At 59.8% G+C, this 19,534-nt stretch carries 17 protein-coding genes; 10 read left to right on the top strand and 7 right to left on the bottom strand.

Annotated features, from left to right (window positions below; genetic code table 11):
- The first annotated feature begins 2 nt into the window (after window positions 1–2).
- Together LG409_RS13980 and LG409_RS13975 are read left to right on the top strand one after the other, a co-directional pair.
- A complete protein-coding gene (locus LG409_RS13980) occupies window positions 3–899 on the top strand; it encodes an ABC transporter substrate-binding protein (RefSeq protein WP_144981987.1) in 897 nt (298 codons plus the stop codon).
- Between the two features lie 147 nt (window positions 900–1,046).
- Window positions 1,047–1,661: a LysE/ArgO family amino acid transporter gene (locus tag LG409_RS13975; protein WP_096922420.1), complete on the top strand. Its 615-nt coding sequence runs from the start codon at window positions 1,047–1,049 to the stop codon at window positions 1,659–1,661.
- On the opposite strand, the gene ltaE is transcribed toward LG409_RS13975, so the two are convergent.
- The gene (gene ltaE, locus LG409_RS13970; protein ID WP_227406931.1) at window positions 1,653–2,669 is read right to left on the bottom strand and encodes a low-specificity L-threonine aldolase; all 1,017 of its coding nucleotides are present in this window, start codon (window positions 2,667–2,669) and stop codon (window positions 1,653–1,655) included. The genes LG409_RS13975 and ltaE overlap by 9 nt on opposite strands.
- Window positions 2,670–2,762: 93 nt before the next feature.
- On the opposite strand from ltaE, the gene LG409_RS13965 reads away from it, so the two are divergent.
- Both LG409_RS13965 and speG read left to right on the top strand, forming a co-directional pair.
- Complete coding sequence (locus LG409_RS13965) at window positions 2,763–3,983, top strand: NAD(P)/FAD-dependent oxidoreductase (protein ID WP_227406930.1); 1,221 nt, start codon at window positions 2,763–2,765, stop codon at window positions 3,981–3,983.
- Window positions 3,984–4,052: 69 nt separating this feature from the next.
- Window positions 4,053–4,592 (top strand): spermidine N1-acetyltransferase, encoded by a 540-nt coding sequence (gene speG / locus LG409_RS13960; RefSeq protein WP_016914738.1) that lies wholly within the window; start codon window positions 4,053–4,055, stop codon window positions 4,590–4,592.
- Between the two features lie 99 nt (window positions 4,593–4,691).
- On the opposite strand, the gene LG409_RS13955 is transcribed toward speG, so the two are convergent.
- Both LG409_RS13955 and LG409_RS18650 read right to left on the bottom strand, forming a co-directional pair.
- A complete protein-coding gene (locus tag LG409_RS13955; protein ID WP_227408126.1) occupies window positions 4,692–5,039 on the bottom strand; it encodes a M48 family metalloprotease in 348 nt (115 codons plus the stop codon).
- 597 nt (window positions 5,040–5,636) lie between these two features.
- Window positions 5,637–5,768 (bottom strand): hypothetical protein, encoded by a 132-nt coding sequence (locus tag LG409_RS18650; RefSeq protein ID WP_260851376.1) that lies wholly within the window; start codon window positions 5,766–5,768, stop codon window positions 5,637–5,639.
- A 152-nt stretch (window positions 5,769–5,920) separates the two neighbouring features.
- Here LG409_RS18650 and LG409_RS13950 point away from each other — a divergent pair, with 152 nt between their 5' ends.
- The 3 genes from LG409_RS13950 (at window position 5,921) to LG409_RS13940 (ending at window position 9,315) form a co-directional block, all read left to right on the top strand.
- Complete coding sequence (locus LG409_RS13950; protein ID WP_227406929.1) at window positions 5,921–7,633, top strand: thiamine pyrophosphate-dependent enzyme; 1,713 nt, start codon at window positions 5,921–5,923, stop codon at window positions 7,631–7,633.
- Window positions 7,634–7,697: 64 nt separating this feature from the next.
- Window positions 7,698–8,504 (top strand): alpha/beta fold hydrolase, encoded by an 807-nt coding sequence (locus LG409_RS13945; protein WP_227406928.1) that lies wholly within the window; start codon window positions 7,698–7,700, stop codon window positions 8,502–8,504.
- A gap of 43 nt (window positions 8,505–8,547) precedes the next feature.
- Window positions 8,548–9,315 (top strand): metallophosphoesterase, encoded by a 768-nt coding sequence (locus LG409_RS13940; RefSeq protein ID WP_193460851.1) that lies wholly within the window; start codon window positions 8,548–8,550, stop codon window positions 9,313–9,315.
- Between the two features lie 99 nt (window positions 9,316–9,414).
- On the opposite strand, the gene LG409_RS13935 is transcribed toward LG409_RS13940, so the two are convergent.
- The gene (locus tag LG409_RS13935; RefSeq protein WP_227406927.1) at window positions 9,415–10,353 is read right to left on the bottom strand and encodes a cation diffusion facilitator family transporter; all 939 of its coding nucleotides are present in this window, start codon (window positions 10,351–10,353) and stop codon (window positions 9,415–9,417) included.
- 166 nt (window positions 10,354–10,519) lie between these two features.
- Between LG409_RS13935 and LG409_RS13930 the strand changes: the two genes are divergently transcribed.
- The gene (locus tag LG409_RS13930) at window positions 10,520–10,813 is read left to right on the top strand and encodes an alpha/beta fold hydrolase (RefSeq protein ID WP_319799326.1); all 294 of its coding nucleotides are present in this window, start codon (window positions 10,520–10,522) and stop codon (window positions 10,811–10,813) included.
- 175 nt (window positions 10,814–10,988) lie between these two features.
- Here the strand turns inward: LG409_RS13930 and nirD are convergent, their stop codons facing one another.
- From nirD to LG409_RS13915, 3 genes are read right to left on the bottom strand one after another with little or no spacing between them, the layout of a single operon-like run.
- Window positions 10,989–11,363, bottom strand: a complete 375-nt coding sequence (nirD, locus tag LG409_RS13925; RefSeq protein WP_227406926.1) for a nitrite reductase small subunit NirD — start codon at window positions 11,361–11,363, stop codon at window positions 10,989–10,991.
- A gap of 28 nt (window positions 11,364–11,391) precedes the next feature.
- On the bottom strand, window positions 11,392–13,917 hold the full coding sequence (gene nirB, locus LG409_RS13920; protein WP_227406925.1) for a nitrite reductase large subunit NirB: 2,526 nt from the start codon (window positions 13,915–13,917) through the stop codon (window positions 11,392–11,394).
- A gap of 17 nt (window positions 13,918–13,934) precedes the next feature.
- Window positions 13,935–15,254: an NAD(P)/FAD-dependent oxidoreductase gene (locus LG409_RS13915; RefSeq protein ID WP_227406924.1), complete on the bottom strand. Its 1,320-nt coding sequence runs from the start codon at window positions 15,252–15,254 to the stop codon at window positions 13,935–13,937.
- 651 nt (window positions 15,255–15,905) lie between these two features.
- Between LG409_RS13915 and LG409_RS13910 the strand changes: the two genes are divergently transcribed.
- Both LG409_RS13910 and cobA read left to right on the top strand, forming a co-directional pair.
- Window positions 15,906–18,623, top strand: a complete 2,718-nt coding sequence (locus LG409_RS13910) for a nitrate reductase (protein WP_227406923.1) — start codon at window positions 15,906–15,908, stop codon at window positions 18,621–18,623.
- The gene (gene cobA / locus LG409_RS13905; protein ID WP_193460846.1) at window positions 18,583–19,467 is read left to right on the top strand and encodes a uroporphyrinogen-III C-methyltransferase; all 885 of its coding nucleotides are present in this window, start codon (window positions 18,583–18,585) and stop codon (window positions 19,465–19,467) included. Before LG409_RS13910 ends, cobA begins: the two co-directional genes overlap by 41 nt.
- Window positions 19,468–19,534: the final 67 nt, after the last annotated feature.

Raw genomic sequence — 19,534 nt, 5'->3', positions numbered from 1 at the left:
CCATGCTGCAGATCATGCGCAGGGCCATGTGCGGGCTGTTGCCCGCCATGTTGTTGGCGACTCCGGCGTGGGGTCAACACGACACGCTCGGTAACGTCATAACGCTGGACTATGCGATAGCCGAAACCTTGCACGCGCTGGGGGAACCGCCTGAAGCCTTGGGCGGTCTCTCGGGTTATCGCGTATGGTGGCGAGACCCTCAAGCGCTGCCCGCCGTAATGGAGCTGGGTAGCCGCCACCTGCCCAACCTCGAGTTGATACAAGACATTGCGCCTTCGCATATTCTGATCTCGCCACCCGCCCACGCCAATCTGGTGCCCCAACTGAGCCGCCTGGCCGCACTGAAAGAGTGGACAATCTATCAGCAGGGCACACCGTTAAGTGAGCGGTTGGATGGATTGACGGAGCAACTGGGAGAATTAGCAGGCGTACGCAGCCATGCAGATGAATATTTGCAGGGCGTCAGGGCCCAGTTTGAGATCTTGGCTACTCACTTTCAGGACCATGACCAGGCGACTCAACCGTTGGTGCTGGTCAGTTTGATGGATGAACGTCATGCCAGAGTGTTTGGCCAAGGAAGCCTGGAAAACCTGGTGCTGGAGCAGTTGGGCCTGCGCAATGGGTGGGATGGGGAGGTCAATCGCTGGGGGTTTGCGACCGTCACCGCCGGGCAGCTGTTCGAACTCGAAGGCCGAGTGATGCTGTTGGAAAGCCCTTATTCTGCGGCGGGGACACAGCAAACGCTGCTTGAACGGGGAATTTGGCAATATTGGCCGGCCGTGACCCGTCAGGAAGCCACGACGTTGTCCGTAGCCTATTGGCATTGGGGTGGCTGGCCCTCGGCATTACGCTTTGCTACCTCGCTGGTGGAAGCGCTGGGTCCGCACGAGATGCCGTGACCTGCAGGCTCATGTTGCTCGTGTTTGCCAATCGACAACTCATGGCTATAAGAAAAGCTAATGGCCTATTCGTAATATGATTTTTATTTATTGACGTTGCCGCCTATCGTAGCGCTTCACTTCTTGCAGCGGCGATAGGGATAGGTCATGTGGCAAAGCTATATAACGGGGCTCGTGGTATGCGGCGGGATCATCATGGCCATTGGTGCACAGAACGCCTATGTGCTGGGGTTGGCCATTCGTAGGGAGTACCACTGGTGGTCGGCGGGCGTGTGCATGAGTGCGGACATACTGCTGTTGACCGCTGGCATGTTTGGCGTCAGTGCGTTCCTGCTGACCATGCCCAATGCCATGGAAGCCCTGCGCTGGGTAGGGGTGCTGTTTCTGGGCTGGCTGGCCGCCCAGGCCTTGTGGCGTGCAGGCAGTGGCCGAGAGGGGCTGACCGCCAACCACGCACGCACACGCAGTTTACGCGGCGTGCTGTTGGCGACCCTGGCTGTCACGGTGCTCAATCCACAAGTGTATCTGGATACGCTGCTGCTGATTCCTGCCGTCGGGGCCCAGCAGGAGAGCGCCGGTGTGTTCGTGGCGGGCGCCGCGACGGCCTCGGTTCTCTGGTTCAGCTTGCTGGCCTGGGGTGGCTCGGCGCTTTCCCCCTGGCTCTCCCGCCCCGGCGCCTGGCGCGTCATCGATGGCGCCATTGGCGTGATGATGCTGGTGATTGCCGTGCACCTGGCCTTGGGGTCGACACTGCTATCGTGATGCCGCCGCGTCGAAGTAGCGTCCCATGACCTCCAGCACACGCTCGACAGCGGCGTCATCGATATCGCGATGGATCACCAGTCGCGTGGCGTAAAGCAGCTGGATCAGAATGTCGTGCTCTTTCAGCCAGGCAGCCAGCGAGGCCACGTGGGCCTGATCGACGCGCAAGAACACCATGTTGGTGGCGTGAGAGGTGACCTCGAGCCCGGGCAGCGCTGCCAACCCTTCTGCCAAACGCGCCGCGCGGCGATGATCATGGGCCAGGTCGGCCACGTGATGGTCGAGGGCATGCTGGCAGGCCGCGGCGATGATGCCCGCCTGGCGCATGCCGCCCCCTACCATCTTGCGCCAGCGCCGTGCGCGCTCGATCAATGCGTGCGACCCTACCAGCGCCGAACCCATGGGCGTGCCCAGCCCTTTCGAAAAGCAGAGTGACACGCTGTCGAACGGCTGGCACAGCTGCTTCAACGAGGTATCCGTGGCGACGGCGGCATTGAAGAGCCGAGCACCGTCCAGGTGCGTTGCCAGCCCGTGAGCGCGCGCCAGCTCGGTGGCCTGCTGAACGTACTCGGCGGGCAGCACTTTTCCACCGATGGTGTTTTCCAGCGCCAGGAGCCGCGTACGGGCAAAGTGAACGTCGTCGGCTTTGACGGCGGCAGCGATTTTGTCGAGTGGCAGGCTGCCGTCTGCGGCGTGTTCTATCGGCTGTGGCTGGATGCTGCCCAACACGGCGGCGCCGCCGCCTTCGTAGCGGTAAGTATGGGCATTCTGGCCCACGATGTACTCATCGCCGCGTTCGCAGTGCGCCATGAGCGCCACCAGATTGCTTTGAGTGCCACTGGGGAACAGCAGGGCAGCCTCCTTGCCCGTGCGCTCGGCAAGGGTCGCTTGAAAGGCATTGACCGTCGGGTCGTCGCCCCAGACATCGTCGCCCAGAGGCGCTGCCAGCATGGCTGCCCGCATCGCGGAGGTGGGGCGAGTGACCGTATCGCTACGTAAGTCGATCATCATGACTCCTTGTTCATAGCGTGGCCGTCGGGCAGATTACCGATAAACCACTATGGTTAATGGGTGACAGGATCACCCAGCATAGGCGAAAAAATGGATCTTAAAAGTGGCTACCCCTTCTGGACGGTCAGCAATGGCTTGTTGACCCGTTATCCTCAGCTTACCCATGATCTTCAGGTAAACATAGCCATCATCGGCGGCGGTATCACCGGGGCGTTGATCGCCGACGAGCTGACACGCCATGGCCATGACGTGGCCGTCCTCGAGCGTCGTGACGTGGGGTGGGGCAGCACGGCGGCCAGTACGGCGCTGTTGCAGTACGAAATCGATACACACTTGTATCACCTGGCGCAGCAATACGGTGAAGCGAGTGCCGTCATGGCCTATCAGGGGTGTGCCGAGGCGGTTCATGCATTGGCCGCCCGTGCGGCAGAGCTGGGCGATATAGCCTTTCGTCGCCAACAGAGCCTTTATTTTGCCAGTGACGCAGACCATCTCTCTTCTCTTCGGGACGAGTTTGCCATTCGCAAGCGGTGGGGGTTCGATGTGCAGTGGTGTTCGCCCGAGCAGTTGCAGGAGGCGTATGGCTTTAGCGCACCCGGCGGTATCCTCTCGCATCTGGCGGCTACCGTGGACCCTTACCGCATGGCTTACCAACTGCTCGATGAGGTCGTTGCCAGAGGTGGGCACGTATACGATCGAACGGCGGTGGAGTCGTTGGAGGCAGACGGGGCGACCATGGGGGTTCGTTTGCGCAACGGCGCCCTGGTACGCTGCCAGCAGGTGATCATTGCGGCCGGTTATGAAAGCCAGACATGGCTGCCAGAGCCAGTCGCCAGCAACCGCAGCAGTTACGTGTTCGTCACTGACCCTTTGCCAGGCGGCATGCTGGGCAAGCTTCGCGATACCATGGTCTGGGAATCGGCGCGCCCCTACCTCTATTTGCGCTCCACCCATGATGGGCGCTTGCTGGTGGGTGGTGAAGATGACGAGGAGGATATTCCTGAGCGCAGGGACGCGCGGGTGCTTGAAAAAGCGGCATCGCTGGCTGAAAGGGTATCTTCGCTATGGCCTTCTCTGCGCATGACGCCTGCCTTCAGTTGGGGGGGTACCTTTGCTGAAACCGAGGATGGGCTGCCTTATTTCGGGACCCATGAGGCGCTGGGGCCGAACGTGCATTTTGCCATGGCCTATGGCGGAAATGGTATTACTTACAGCATGATAGGTGCGCATCTCTTGAGAGCCCATCTTGAAGGCAGGCGGCATCCGCTGAGCGACTTGTTCTCCTTCGAACGGCGTCACCTGGCGCGCTGAACTTATCGTTCAACCACCAGACAAAGCCGGTAACCCACTGAGTCAACGCTATTGAATGAGACACCTATCATGAGCCCAGTACTGTATCTGAGGGCGCTGGAGCGCAACGACCTGCGTTTCGTGCACGAGTTGAATAATAACCAGAGCATCATGTCGTACTGGTTCGAAGAGCCCTACGAGTCCTTCGATGAGCTGGAAGAGCTCTATAACAAGCACATTCACGATAACGCAGAGCGCCGCTTCGTTGCCGAAGACAGTAGTGGTAGTGCGATTGGCCTGGTGGAGTTGATCGAAATCGATTACATCCACCGTAGCGCCGAGTTTCAGATCATCATTACGCCAGAGCATCAAGGCAAAGGGTTCGCACGTTCGCTGATACGGCAAGCGCTACACTACTCTTTCACCATATTGAACTTGCACAAGGTCTATCTGATCGTCGCGGTAGAGAACGTCAAGGCCATTCACTTATACGAGGAAAGCGGTTTTATAGAAGAGGGACATTTGGTGCAGGAGTTTTTCATCAATGGCAAATATCGTGATGTAAAGCGTATGTACATCTTGCAAGAGCGCTATCTGGCCGAACTCGAAGCGCAACAACCGAAAGATTGAGCCAGAACTCGGCCTCCATGATCGTTACCAGGCATAGGCTGCCCAGTAACGATCAAACCAGTAACGATCAAATTTGCCGCGTCTCTTGGCCGAGCTACATTAGAGCTGGGCTTCCAGACGGTCGGCGCGATCACCGGCAGCGGGGTGGCTGGAGAAGACGCTACGGCTGTAGCCATATTTGGCTTCGAGCTTGCGCAGTGCCGAGACGGAGGCTTCTGCACTCAGGTCGTGGCGGCGCATGAGTTCCAGGGCGAAGTCATCTGCTTCGTTTTCCTGGCGCTGTGAGAACTGAGCATTGACGAGTTTCTCACCCAGCGCACCCAGCTCGGAACTGGAGAGTGCCGCTGCGGTGGTGCTGCCGCTGGCAGCGGCTGCCTCACGCGCTGCTGAGGCGGCATAGGCGACTTGAAAAGCGCGCTTGGAGTGGCCGAGTACCACATGGCCAATTTCATGAGCAATGAACCTGATGATCGGAGGTTCAAAATGAATAAAGAGATGTCACGGGCAACGTGCTGATAATGAGAGAAAGGGAAGTGCGGTAAAAGAAAACGCTCCTGCGTGACGTATCTATATATACGCACTGGCGGAGCGTTTTGGGAAACCGTATGGCAAGGGTTATTGCTGGCGCATGTAGTCGACCAATGCGTCGAAGGCCGCACGCTGTTGCAGTGCACGTTTTGCCCATACTTCCATGACATCAGGGTTGGATTGGCTAAGGGTGGTCGGCATGGTACTCACTCCTGGAGCAGAGGTTGATGAATCGTTTTTGTTATACACAGCCTGCGTTGTGCGTTGCAGCAAATTAGCTGTGATATGAATATTATGCGCTTTTGAACAAGCTGGCTAGTCCAAAGGGTGTAGGTGTTTTGCCATAATCTGTAAGCGATTGCTTACATCTGAATCGAAAACGCACCTATTTTATTGAATGGAAAAGGTTTTCATAAAGAAAAGCAGCCGGCAGAGGATGCCGGCTTGAGGTGTTATCTTTTCGTCTAAGGCAGGGGAGAAATACAGAAACAGCCAATATGGCCGGTATGCCCGGTGCTATTGATCAGACGGATGCTGATCGACGTAGGCGCTGATGGCGTCATTGGCGGCCTGCTGCCACTGTGCGTGCTGGCACCAGAAGTTGACTACTTCCGTATCCTCGTTCGTGCGATCCACAGATAGTGTCATTGCGTACTCCTTTTGGGATATCGCTTGATCAGTATAGACGGTTTTTGCTGCTATGCAGCATTGCTTTCCAGACCACCCGTTCTGCAAAGCCACGTCACAGCAGCTAGGCTGAAGGTGTTGTTTGAACGTAATCGTCGCGAAAGGAGTCGCAAATGAGCGCAAATGTAGCTGAAATCATTGTCGAAACACTGCAAGACGCCGGTGCCAAACGGTGTTATGGCGTGGTAGGGGATACGCTGAATCACTTTACCGATGCCCTCCGGCAGAGCGATATCGAGTGGATAGGCGTTCGCCATGAGGAAGCAGGCGGCTTTGCAGCAGGAGGAGAGGCTTATATCACTCAGGAGCTGGCGCTATGTGCCGGTTCCTGTGGGCCTGGCAGCCTGCACTTTGTCAACGGTCTGTTCGATGCCCACCGTAATGGCTCCCCCGTGGTACTGATTGCCTCGCAAATAGCGCTGGGTGAAACCGGCAGCCAGTTCCCTCAGGAAGTCGATCAGAGCGCCATTTTTCAGCAGTACAGCGTGTTTTGTGAAACCGTCGTGTCGCCGGAACAGGCGCGCCGCATGGCCGCCATGGCTGCCCAGGTCGCCCTTGCCAAGCGTGGGGTGGCCGTGTTGATCGTGCCCGGCGATATCATGACGCAAACGCCCGATAGCACCCTGGGCTACCGTACCCACCGTTTCAGCTACTCCGTGCGCCCCAGTGCCGAGGCGCTGGTGCCTGCCGTCGAGCAGCTCAACAAGGGGGGCAATATCACCATCTTTGCAGGCGCAGGCTGTGAAGACGCCCGCGAGCAGGTCATGGCGCTGGCAGAAAAGCTCCAGGCGCCGATTGCCTGGACTTCCCGTGCCAAGGACTTCATGGAGTACGACAATCCTTACCAGGTAGGTATGACCGGGGTGTATGGCCTGGAAGGGGGCTACTATGCCGTCGCGGAGTGCGACACGCTGTTGCTGTTGGGGTGCAACTTTGCCTTCAGCCAGTTCTACCCGGAGCGCGCCTGTATTCTTCAGGTAGATAGGGACCCCGTTCAGATAGGCAAGCGTTACCCGGTGGATGTGGGCATCGTCGGCAGTACTCGGGACACCTGTGAAGCGCTGTGCCAGGTGGTGCAACCCAATACGCACACCCGGTGGCTGGAAAAATGCCGCAAGCGTTATGCCAAGTCGCTGGAAAAGTCGGCTCATCAAACCAGGGATAACGATACGATCCACCCACAAGAGCTGACCCTGGCCATCGACCGGCACGCGGCCGACAACGCCGTGCTGACCGCAGACACCGGCAGTGTCAACGTGTGGATGCTGCGCCATATTCGTGCCCTGGCGGGCCGCCGTACCCACTCCAGCCTTCAGCATGGCACCATGGCGAACGCTTACCCGCAGGCCTTGGGGATTCAGTTGGCCTACCCCCATCGCCAGGTGATTGCCATGTGTGGCGATGGTGGCCTGACGATGCTCATGGGTGATTTACTGACCCTGGTCCAGCAACGAATCCCGCTCAAGATCGTGGTGTACAACAACAGCTCCCTGAGCTTCGTGGAGCTGGAGCAAAAAGTGGAGGGGCTGTTGGATAGCTACACAGAGCTGCAGAACCCCGACTTTGGAGAAGTAGCCAAGGCCATGGGGCTGTGGGGGCGCCGGGTAGAGCAGCAGTCGGAGCTGGACATGGCCATCAGCCAGTGGCTTGCTCAACCTGGCCCCGCGCTGCTGGACGTAGTGGTCAACCCCATGGAGCTGGTCATGCCGCCCAAGGTAGAAGCAGGGCAGGTCGCCTCGACTGCGCTGTACTCGGCCAAGGCGGTGTTGAGCGGACGGATGGATGACGTGGTGCATCTGGTCAAAAGCAATTTCCTGAAGCGCTAGCGCGGCAGTGGCATGCTATGTTGTCAGCAGCTCACACAACACTGACAACACAAAGAGCCATGCCATGACCTCACACTCGGATGCAGTGACCGTTCATGACCGCTGGGTAGATACCCCCAGCGGTCGTCTGTTTACCCGCACCTGGCAGCCGTGCCATGCACGCTCGGCGGTGCCGATTCTGCTGTTTCACGACTCGCTGGGCTGTGTGGAGCTATGGCGCAGCTTTCCCGCAGCCCTTTGCCAGGCCACGCAGCACCCAGTCGTTGCCTACGACCGTGCGGGCTTCGGGCGTTCTGACGCTCGATTGGCGAAACCGCCGCATACCTTCATCGAGGACGAATACCGGCAAGCGGTTGCAGCACTGCTGGAGGCGCTGGCAATCACCCACTTCATCGCCCTGGGGCACAGCGTAGGAGGCTGCATGGCCGTTCACTGTGCAGGCCAACAGCCGGAGCGTTGCCGAGGCTTGATCACGATCGCCGCGCAGGCGTTCAACGAACCGCGCACTCGTCAGGGTGTCGAAGCGGCCAAGGAAGCGTTTCAACAGCCCGACCAGTTTGCCAAGCTAGCCAGGTACCATGGCGACAAAGCCCGCTGGGTACTCAACGCCTGGGTGGACACATGGCTAAGCCCCGCGTTTGCAGAGTGGTCACTCATCCCAGCGCTTGAACAAGTACAGTGCCCGACACTCGTGCTGCATGGCGAAAAAGATGAGTACGGGTCTCATCGTCAGCCAGAGCGTATTGCCCGCTATACCCAAGGCCCCGCTCACTGCGAAATGCTGCCCGGCATCGGTCATATTCCTCACCGGGAAGCCGAAGCTGTGGTGGTCGAGTTTGCCCGCCAATTTATCGCTCGCCTTGCCTATTAACGGCTTAAGCCCAAGTCCAAGTAAGCACCATGAGAGACGTTCTATGCGTTTAAGAGTTTTATCCGATCTTCATTTAGAGCATTTTGACGGACACCGTGAACTGCCGCCTGCCGAGGCGGATGTGGTGGTGTTGGCAGGGGATATTCATCGCAGAGCAGAAGGGTTGGCATGGGCACGGAAGCAGTTTCCCGACCTGCCGATTCTCTACGTGCCGGGCAACCATGAGTTCTACGGCACCTGCATGCCGCTGCTGCGCCAAGAGCTAGCGCTAGAAGCTGCTCGGTATGATATTGAGCTGCTAGATAATCGCAGCGTGACCATTGGCGAAGTACGCTTTTACGGCACGACGCTCTGGACAGATTTTGCGCTCTATGCCGACGACCCCACCCGCAATCCATTAGAGACCGAAGCGAAAGCACTGCGCTACATGCCCGATTTTCGCATCATTACCACGGCTCCCGGCCAAGTGTTCACTCCCCAAGCCAGCCAAGACATGCACCGTGAGGCGCTGGAGTGGTTGAGTCGCGAGCTTCAACAACCTTTCGATGGCCCCCGCGTCGTGGTGAGCCATCATGCCCCACTGCACGGTTGCATTCCCGAACAGTATATAGGCGACGCGCTCTCGCCCGCCTTTGCCTCCCACCTACCGCAACTGATGGGCAAGATGGACTTGTGGATTCACGGCCACGTTCACGAACCGGTGGATACACGACACAGCGGCACCCGCATTATCGCCAACCCGGGCGGTTATCCAGAGGAGTTTTCGCCGCCGCTGTTTCGACCTGATTGGGTGGTCACGGTAGGTGAATAAGGGCTGAAATGACGCGCTGCTCTATAACCTAGCTACACTCCTACCTGTGACGATAACAGTTGCTCATACAACTACAGGGAGTGATAGGCGATGGAATTTTTAGTTAGAGTACTTTTTCACTAACAGCCCACAAGAGGGCGCTGCCCAGCGGTTGTCAGCGGTGAACACCACGTCGCACACCACTGGCGAGTAGTAGCGGCGTACTTCTTCATCGATGCGCTGACGCAGCGCGTCTTGGTTTGCCAGTGTCGCCTCTGGGAGGTCTTTGGGGAGTACCACGTGGACGATGACGTAAAGCAGGCGGCCGGGGCGCACCATACGCACGCGCACCTCCAGGGTGTCGATATCGGCAAGGCCACGGGCTACGGCTTGGCGCACCGGTTCGGCGACGGCTTCTTCCGGAGTTTTGTTGAGCAGCTCTCTGAGCGCTTGCGATGCCATGCGCACGGGGACCCCCAGGCAGAGAACGACGACCGCAATGACCAAGACCGAATCGATGTAGGGAAGAACAGCCCGCCAGCCGAGACGATCAAATAGCATCACTAGGCAAAAAGCCACCAGTACGGCCCCTGAAATCACGCTATTGACCAGCCAGTTGAGTTTGTCGGCGGCCACCAAGGGGCTATTCACATGACGTTGACTACGCTGCATGACCCAGGCAGTGAGCGAGCAAGCGGCGGTCGCGAACAGCGCATAAATCACCGCAAGCCCTGCGGAAATTTCTCGCCCACCGGTAAGCAGTGCGGCCACGGCATCCACCAGTGCGAATATCGATACCCCCAAAATCAGCAAACCTTTGCATAAATTAACCAACGACTCGAAGTAGCTGTAGCCAAAGGGGTACGACTCGCTATCTGGGCGGCTGGCAAGCTTGCTGACCTTGATGGTCACCAGCGCTACGCTAAAGTAGATAAGATTGAACAAGCCATCCAATAGGATGGCCTGGGAGTTCGAGGCCAAGGTGGCCACAATACCGGCACAGCCAATGAGCAGCGCCATGAAGGCGGAAAAGGCTAACGTACTGGATTCTGTCTTCACGAACGTATGGCTCCCATGCCTACCGAATCAAGAGGCTGGCAAGCATAGCAACTTTGCCCTGATGATACCGCTGAATGAACGCCTCGCAGAGCTATTTGGCAACCGGGAAAGCGTTACTAGCCTTGAATAACGTTTTCCGTAAACGCCAAAACAGGAGGTTGATGCGATGCCATTTCTGAATGCAGGGACGGAGCAGGGCACACCGGTTGAGATTTATTACGAGGTGCACGGGGCAGGTAAACCGGTCGTCCTAATCCACGGCTGGCCTTTAAGTGGCCGCTCTTGGGAGAAGCAGGTGCCTGCGCTGGTGGATGTGGGCTACAAGGTGGTGACCTATGACCGCCGTGGTTTTGGCCGTTCGACCCAAGCGGATGGCGGTTACGACTACGATACCCTCGCCTCTGACCTAAAAAAGCTGCTCGATATCGCGCCGCTGAGCTGCTGCCCAACGCTTCGCTAGAGGTGATCGAGGGTGGCCCGCATGGGCTTAACGCCACCCATCCCGAGGCGTTCAACCAGGCGCTGATCCGGTTTCTGGATCAATACGTCGCATTCACTTTCAAACAGCCGCGCCGCCTGGAGAGGCGGCGCGGCTGTTTGCATTGCAGGGTAGCGTTATAGAAGCAAGCGTTTGGCTAGCCTTCCACCCACACCTCATCGCCCTTGAAAGCGACGTGCCAAGTGCGCAGCTTTACCTCATCCTCTTCCAGGCATTGGCCATCCTCTAGGCGGAAGTGCTGTTTGTAGAGTGGCGAGGCCACGACGGGGCTGCCTTTGATATCGCCGACGATGCCACGGGCAATCACATAGGCCTTCGAGAAAGGATCGAAGTGATCCAGGGCGTAGAGCTCTTGCGCGTGGCCGGGCAAATAGAACAGCGCCACTTGGGCGGGGCCTTCCGGTGTGCTCAGCCATGCGGCAACGCCGGAAAAGGCCACGAGGTCTGCTCTGGTGCAGAGCGGCTGCCAAGTGTCGTTGTGGTTCAATGGTTTGAGTGCGGTGGCGGTCATGGTCGTCCTCGATTCGGTGGTCACTGGGTTAAGCAGGGCGTAGCTGGCCGCGCTCGGAGGTCATGATGATGGAGGGGTCGGGCCGTGCATCGTTCACGAAGTTTCTAAAACGCTTGAGCTTTTCCGGGTCGCTGATGGCGTTGGCCCACTCGCACTGGTAGCTATCCACCACGTGCTGCATTTGGCGCTCTAGCTCATCGTTGATACCCAGGCTGTCTTCCAGAATCACCTCCTTCAGGTAGTCCAGGCCGCCTTCCAGGTTTTCCCGCCATACCGAGGTGCGCTGCAAACGGTCGGCGGTGCGCACGTAGAACATCAGAAAACGGTCAATGGTGCGGTAGAGCTGCTCGTCATCTAAATCGGTGGCGAAGAGTTCTGCATGGCGGGGGCGCATGCCGCCGTTGCCGCACACGTAGAGGTTCCAGCCGTTTTCGGTGGCGATAATGCCAATGTCTTTGCTCTGCGCTTCGGCGCACTCGCGGGTACAGCCGGAAACTCCGAACTTGATCTTGTGCGGTGCGCGCAGGCCCTTGTAACGGTTCTCTAACTGAATCGCCATGCCCACGCTGTCCTGTACGCCGTAGCGGCACCAGGTACTGCCGACGCAAGATTTCACGGTGCGCAGCGACTTGCCGTAGGCGTGGCCCGTCTCGAAGCCCGCCTCGATCAGTTCGCCCCAAATGGCCGGCAGGTCTTCCAGCCGTGCGCCGAACAGGTCGATGCGCTGGCCGCCGGTAATCTTGGTGTAGAGCTGGTATTTCTGGGCCACTTGCCCCAGCACCACCAGCTTATCCGGGGTGATTTCACCGCCCGCAATGCGCGGTACCACCGAATAGGTACCGTTTTTCTGCATATTGGCCATGAAGGTGTCGTTGGTATCTTGCAGCGGCACGTGGGCAGCGTCGGTAATCGGTTCGTTAAAGCAGGAGGCAAGAATCGACGCCACCGCTGGTTTGCAGATATCGCAGCCGAGGCGATGCGTCTCTTGATTGCCGTGTTTCTGCATCAGCTCGCTAAACGTCTTGATGCCTTCGACTCTTACAATGTCGTAAAGCCCTTGGCGGGTATGGGCGAAGTGCTCGCAGATCGATGTATCCACCTCGACGCCGCGGGCCACCAGTTCGTGGTCCACCACGCTTTTGAGCAGCGCCGCACAGCCGCCGCAGCCGGTGCTGGCTTTGGTGGCACCTTTAACGCTGCCAAGGTCAGCCGCGCCCGCGTCGATGGCACTGCAGATGCTACCTTTGGTCACGTTGTGGCAGGAGCAGATCATCGCCGTTTCCGGCAAGGCATCCGGCCCCAGCGCCGGGGCAGCACCGCTTTGTTGCGGCAGAATGAGCGATGCGGGTTCCTTAGGCAGCTCGATGCCGTTGGCGTAGTACTGCAACAGCGTGTCATACGCGCTGTTATCTCCCACCAGCATGGCCCCCAGCAGCTTCTTACCGTCGCTGGTGACGACCAGTTTGCGGTAGACCTGAGTGAGCGGGTCAAGGTATCGGAACATGCGGGCGCCAGGATTTTGGTTGCCGTGGGCATCGCCAATGGAGCCGACATCCACACCCAGCAGTTTTAGTTTGGTGCTCATATCGGCGCCGCTAAAACAAATATCGCCCCCCGTCAGCGTGGCGACGGCCGTTTTGGCCATTTGGTAGCCAGGCGCCACGAGGCCAAAGATACTCTGATTCCACAGCGCTACCTCGCCGATGGCGAGGATGTTCGGGTCGCTGGTGCGACACTGGTCGTCGATCACCACGCCGCCGCGCTCGCCGATGCTCAAGCCGCACTCTCGGGCGAGCGTATCCTGGGGGCGAATACCGGCGGAAAAGACGATCAGGTCGGTTTCCAGCACTTTGTCGTCTTGGAAGACCATACGCAGACGGCTGGTGTCGCCGGGTTCGATACGTTGAGTCGCACGCTCGGTGAGTACCTGAACCCCCAGGGCCTCGATTTTTTCTTTCAGCAGCTCGCCGCCTTCGCTATCCACCTGCATGGGCATCAGTCGTGGGGCGAACTCCACCACGGCGGTGTCCAGGTTCAGCCCGCGCAGCGCGTTGGCGGCTTCCAAACCGAGCAAGCCGCCACCCACGACCACGCCGTTGGTGGCGTTTTTGGCCGCTGCCTGAATGGCATCCAAGTCATCCAGGGTGCGGTAAACCAAGCAGCCTTCGCTGTCGTTGCCGGGAATGGGCGGCACAAAGGGAAAGGAGCCGGTGGCCAGCACGAGCTGGTCATACGCGTAGTGGCCCTGTTCGGTCACCACCAGCTGCTGTTCGCGGTCAATCGCGGTGACCGCTTCGCCGCTGCGTAATTGAATGCCGTGGGTGTGGTAGTAATCGGCGTCGCACAGCGCAAGCGACTCCGCATCGCGGCCGCTAAAGTACTCGGATAAGTGCACGCGGTCGTAGGCGCGGTGGCGCTCTTCGCCAAATATCGTCACCTCAAACCCCGCCAGCGCGCCGCTTTCCACGAGCTGCTCGGCAAAATGGTGGCCGACCATGCCGTTGCCTACAATGATCAGCTTTTGCTTGTTGGAAGACGTGGTTGGAGTAGACATTGTGTGATTCACCATAGCTAAGCCGCCTCACGGGTGAGAGATAAAGGGGATGACAGGGTGTCGAGAGGGTTATCGAAATGGTTATCGAGCGCTGTTTGGGCATCGGTTGCGCCAAACAGCAACAGGTGGCGGCACGCGGTTAGGTCGGTCGCGGCCAGCGCCTGCTCGAAATACCAGGGGCCGTGGCGGGTATCGCCATACAGCACCGCGCCGATAAGGCGGCCTTGATGGAGCAGCAGGCGGCAGTAGTCGCCGGTTTCCGGGTCTTGGTAACGAAGCTCTTCGTGCTTAGCGGCGGCCTCGGTGGGGCCAAAGGCAAACAGGCTGACACCGCTGACCTTGAGTTTGGTGGCCACGGGGGCTTCTTGATACGCCGCTGGCGTTTCACCACACAGCACGGCAGCAAGCACCTCCACCTGCCGCCAAATGGGTTCCACCAGCCCGTAAGTGTGCTGCTCGAACTGGCAGCATTCGCCCAGCGCATAAATGTGGTCGTCTGAGGTGGTGAGGTGCCCATCCACCACAATGGCGCGGTCGAATATAAGCCCGCTTTGCTGGCCTAGCTCCGCATTGGGGGTAATACCCGCCGCGACAATCACGCTGTCGGCAGCTAGCTTCCGGCCATCGCTCAGTGTGACCGACTGCACCTGCCCGTGGCCGTTACCCTCCAAGGCAGCAAGCGATGCGCCGGTTTCAATGATGATGCCACGCTCGCGCAGCGTGGCTTCCAGCAATTGGGCGGCGGTGGTGTCTAGCTGGCGGTTCATCAACCGCTCGCTGCGCTGTAAAACGCTGACGGTGAGCGCGCTACCGCCCCGTTTGCGCAGCCCTTCAGCAGCTTCCAATCCAAGTAAGCCGCCGCCAATCACCACGGCGTTGCCGCCTTGCTGAGCAATAGCTTCTAAGGCGTCGGCATCGCGTAGGTCACGAAACGTATGAACACCGTCAAGCGTGATGCCAGGCACCGCTGGCAGCGTGGGGCGCGAGCCAGTGGCCATCACTAATCGGTCATAGCTTAAGATGTCGCCGCGATGCGTGAGGAGCAGGCGGCGTTCGCGGTCGATGGAGGTCACGCGGTCGCCAAGCGTCAGTGTGATGTTGTTATCGGCGTACCAGGAGGCGTCTTGCAGAGTGAGCGCCTCAGGCGCCAGCTCGCCCGCCAGTAAAGGAGAGAGCAAAATGCGGTTATAGGCAGGTACCGGCTCCTCACCCACCACTGTGATACGGCGGGGGCGCTGCGGATGGTTAGCCAGCGCTTCAAGTAGTCGGTGGCAAGCCATGCCGTTACCGATAATGACGAGGTGTTCGTTCTGTGAGCACCGGGAAGCGGTTTCCATAGGTAGCTCCTGTGGTTGAAGCATATGTGGTTGAAACATAATGCTCAGCAAATAAAAAACGCCCCTGACACAGCCCTTTCAAGAAGGGGGTATCAGGGGCGTCGTTGCCCGTTGGCGTCGTTGATAACGCGCAGCAACCGCCGTTGGCTGCCGAACTGTCTTGTCTTATGGTGAGCAAAAAGCCCGCCAGCTTTTGCCGTCGGTGGATTTAATTCAGCCTAATCAGGGTATTAAGCGTTTTTGAGGAGGTGGCAGGCCGCTCATGGTTAGCTAGGCTTGCCCCACTTTGGTGCTTAAGCGGCGGTTAATGCACTCTCTTCAACCGCTTATTCGACAAAGAGCATTCCTTTGGCGAGGAGTAGAAATGCAGAGTGTGTTTTTAAGTTATTGTTTCTTAAATGCTTTAATGGTTATGGCGCAGCGTGGGCGCAGGGTTTGCAGTTATTCTAGTAACAAGTAACAACGGCTCAGTGCAGGGTCTTTGCCCATAACGATCACAACGACTAATTGCGTCGAATAATACCAACTGCAGCAAATCACTGATGAGTACGGCACCCGGTAAGCGGTGCCCCTGAGACAACGGCGTCCAGGCAGGCTTCTTTCGAGGCTGGCTTGGGCGTTTTTTGCTTTTTAACGCCGGAGGAAACTGCCATGCCACAGGCCAATCGGCTCGCCCGAACCACCTGCCCCTACTGCGGCGTCGGCTGCGGCGTGACTGCAACGCTTAAAAGCGGCCAGCTCATCGCCGTCAAAGGAGACCGCGAGCACCCAGCCAACTATGGCCGTCTGTGCGTGAAAGGCACCGCGCTGCACGAAACGCTGGGAGAGCAGGGGCGCTTGCTGAAGCCGCGCGTGGACGGCCAGGAGGTCTCTTGGGAGCAGGCGCTCACCACCACCGCCGAACGCTTGCAGGCGCAGCGCACTGCCCATGGCCCGCAGACGGTGGCAGCGTACTTATCCGGCCAGCTGCTGACCGAAGATTATTACGTCGCCAACAAGCTGTTCAAAGGTTTCTTGGGCACCCCGCATCTGGATACCAACTCACGGCTATGCATGGCGTCGGCCGTGGCGGGCTACAAGCGTGCCTTCGGAGCGGATGCCGTGCCCTGCCAGTATGAGGACCTGGAAGAGGCCGAGCTGGTGGTGCTGGTGGGCTCCAATCTGGCCTGGAATCACCCTGTGCTGTATCAGCGCCTGAAAGTCGCCAAGGAGCGTAATCCACTGATGCGCGTGGTGGTGGTGGACCCGCGAGTCACGGACACCTGTGATATCGCCGATCTGTACCTGGGCATCGCGCCAGGCAGCGACGCCTTTCTGTTCAACGGGCTGCTGGCCTGGATGGCGGCCCAGCAGAAGCTGGACGATGTCTATTTGCAGCGGCACACCGAAGGTATCGAGCAGGCGCTGGCCGCCGCCCAGCAGAGCGCCGGTAGCCTGCAAGCGGTTGCGAAGGCCTGCGACGTCGATGAAGAGCGGCTGGAGACCTTCTACTACTGGTTTGCCAGCCAGCTGCATGTGGTCACTCTGTACTCTCAGGGCGTCAATCAATCCTCCAGTGGTACCGACAAGTGCAATGCGATCATCAATTGCCACCTGGCGGGCGGCAAGATTGGCCTGCCAGGGGCCGGGCCCTTTTCGATCACGGGCCAGCCCAATGCCATGGGCGGGCGCGAAGTGGGCGGGTTGGCGAACCAGCTGGCGGCGCATATGGATTACCACACGCCCGGGGCACGCCAGCGTGTCAGCCGCTTCTGGTCCACGGAGCACCTGTCAGCCTCGTTGCCTGACGGGCCGGGCCACAAGGCGGTGGAGCTGTTCGAGGCCATCGAGCGAGGCGACGTCACGGCGCTGTGGGTCATGGCCACCAACCCGGCAGTGAGTCTGCCGAACGGTGAACAGGTGCGTCGAGCCCTGGCCAAGTGCCCGCTGGTCATCGTTTCGGAGTGTGTGGCCCATACCGACCTGCTGCCCTTTGCCGATATCGTGCTGCCCGCGTCGGGTTGGTCGGAAAAGGATGGCACGGTCACCAACTCCGAGCGGCGCATTTCCCGCCAGCGGGGAATGCTGCCTCCGCCGGGCGAGGCTCAACACGACTGGTGGATCATCTGCGAGGTGGCCAAGCGGTTGGGGTTCGCAGAAGCGTTCGATTATGCCCACCCCTGGGAAATCTTCGATGAGCATGCGCGGCTTTCCGGCTATGAAAATAGCGGTGCCTCTGCGCGGTTGTTCGACATCTCAGGCCTGAGCGGCCTGGGCCAGGCGGCGTATGATGCGCTGGCCCCCATTCAGTGGCCGGTCACTCGGCAAGCGCCCCACGGCACCCCGCGGCTGTTCGTGGATGGCCAGTTTGCCACGCCCAGCGGTCGTGCACGGCTGCTGCCGATCGATCCGCGTTTGCCCCAGCAGGCGCTTTGCGAGCGCTACCCGCTGCGCCTCAACACTGGCCGCGTGCGCGACCAGTGGCACACCATGACCCGCACGGCCCGTGCGCCTCGCTTGATGAACCATCGCGCCGAACCCTTCATCGAGCTGCATCCCGAGGACGCCGCCGAGCATGGGCTCGAAGCGCAGTCGCTGGCTCAGTTGAGCGCGGCCACGGGGGAGTATCGGGGGCGTGTGCGCCTTGCCCACGGGCAGCGCCGTGGGGAAGTGTTCGTGCCCATGCACTGGACAGACTGCTTTACGGGCCAGGGGCGCAGTAGCGCCTTGCTGCAAGGCATCACCGACCCGGTCTCGGGCCAGCCAGAATCCAAACAGGGCGCCGTGGCCCTGCGTCGGTTACCCATCGCCTGGCAGGCCACCTTGCTGGTGGCCCAGGCAGACGAGTCGCCCGCGTGGTGCGACAGCGATTATTGGGCGCGTATTCCCTTGTCAGGCTGTACGCGCTGGCAACTGGCGGGCTGCCAGCCGAGGGAGGATTGGCTGGCCACGCTCGCCCACTGGTGTGGAACCCCGGCCTCGCTATGGTGTGAAGACGCCGCCACGGGGCGCTTGCGAGCAGCCAGCGTGATCGATGGGCAGCTGCGCTGGTGGCTGATGGTCGGGCCGCCTGACGAGCTGCCAGGGCTTGCCTGGTTGGCTGAAAGATTTACCGATACCGCGCTCTCCAACGCTCAGCGGCGACGCCTGCTGGCCGGTTGTGACGATGGCGCAGCGGATGCTGGCCCGGTGGTGTGCAGCTGCCATCAGGTGGGGCAGGCCAGCATCGTCAAGGCTATTCATCAAGGGGATACCAGCCTCGAGGCGCTGGGCGCACGGCTGGCCTGCGGTACCCAGTGCGGGAGCTGTATCCCTGAATTAAACGCGTTACTCGAACAGGAGCGGCCACATGCGCACACTCGCCAAGCAACTGACCCAGAAATGGCCTGAGGCCCTCATGCGTTTTGGCCTGCGGGCCCTGGCGCCGCTGCAAGACGATGCTACAGCGAGCGTTCGCTTGCCGCTCAGCGGCGAGTGCCGGGCAGGTACGGTTTACCTGGTGGGCGCTGGCAGCGGAGACGTCGAGCTGTTGACGCTGAAGGCGGCGCGGTTATTGATGCAGGCCGATGCCGTGGTCTACGACCGTCTGGTCGGGGATGACGTGCTGGCGCTGATTCCCCCAGGCACCGAGCGCTACTACGTCGGGAAAGCCCGAGGTCACCACAGCGTGCCACAGGCCGACATCGGCCATTTGCTGGTGTCACTGGCTCAGGCGGGCAAGTCGGTGGTGCGCCTGAAAGGCGGTGACCCGAGCGTGTTCGGGCGCATGGGCGAAGAGCTGGCAGCGCTGGCGCAAGCCGCGTTACCGGCACACATCGTCCCGGGTATTACCGCCGCGTCGGCGGCCGCGGCGGGGATGGGAATTCCTTTGACCGACCGCAGCCATGCCCAGCAACTGCGCTTCATTACCGCGCAGCTGTGCCGAGAAGGCGGTACCCCTGACTGGGCAGCGCTGGCCCGACAGGATGAAACGCTGGTGTTCTATATGGGGTTATCCAAGGTGGAGGCCATTTGCCACAGCTTGCGCCAGGCAGGACTGCCAGACACCTGGCCCATCATGCTGGTCGCCAATGCCAGCCAGCCCGACCAGCAATCGCTGACCGGCACCCTGGCGAGCATGCCTGGCCAATTGAGGGACCGGCCGCTGCCATCGCCTTGCCTGATCATGGTCGGCAGCGTGGTCAGCATGGTGGCCCACAGCCCTGCGGCCCGGGGGGCGACGTTGGCGCGCTGACGCTTTCTCTTCAGCGCTTTCTCGTTGACGCTTTGGCTGGCGTTCACTGGGGGGAGCTGCAATCATG

The organism is Halomonas sp. NyZ770, assembly GCF_020616575.1.
GTDB classification, from domain to species: domain Bacteria; phylum Pseudomonadota; class Gammaproteobacteria; order Pseudomonadales; family Halomonadaceae; genus Vreelandella; species Vreelandella hamiltonii.
The sequence above is the reverse complement of the archived record's forward strand: the minus strand, read 5'-3'. Positions and strand labels throughout refer to the sequence as shown.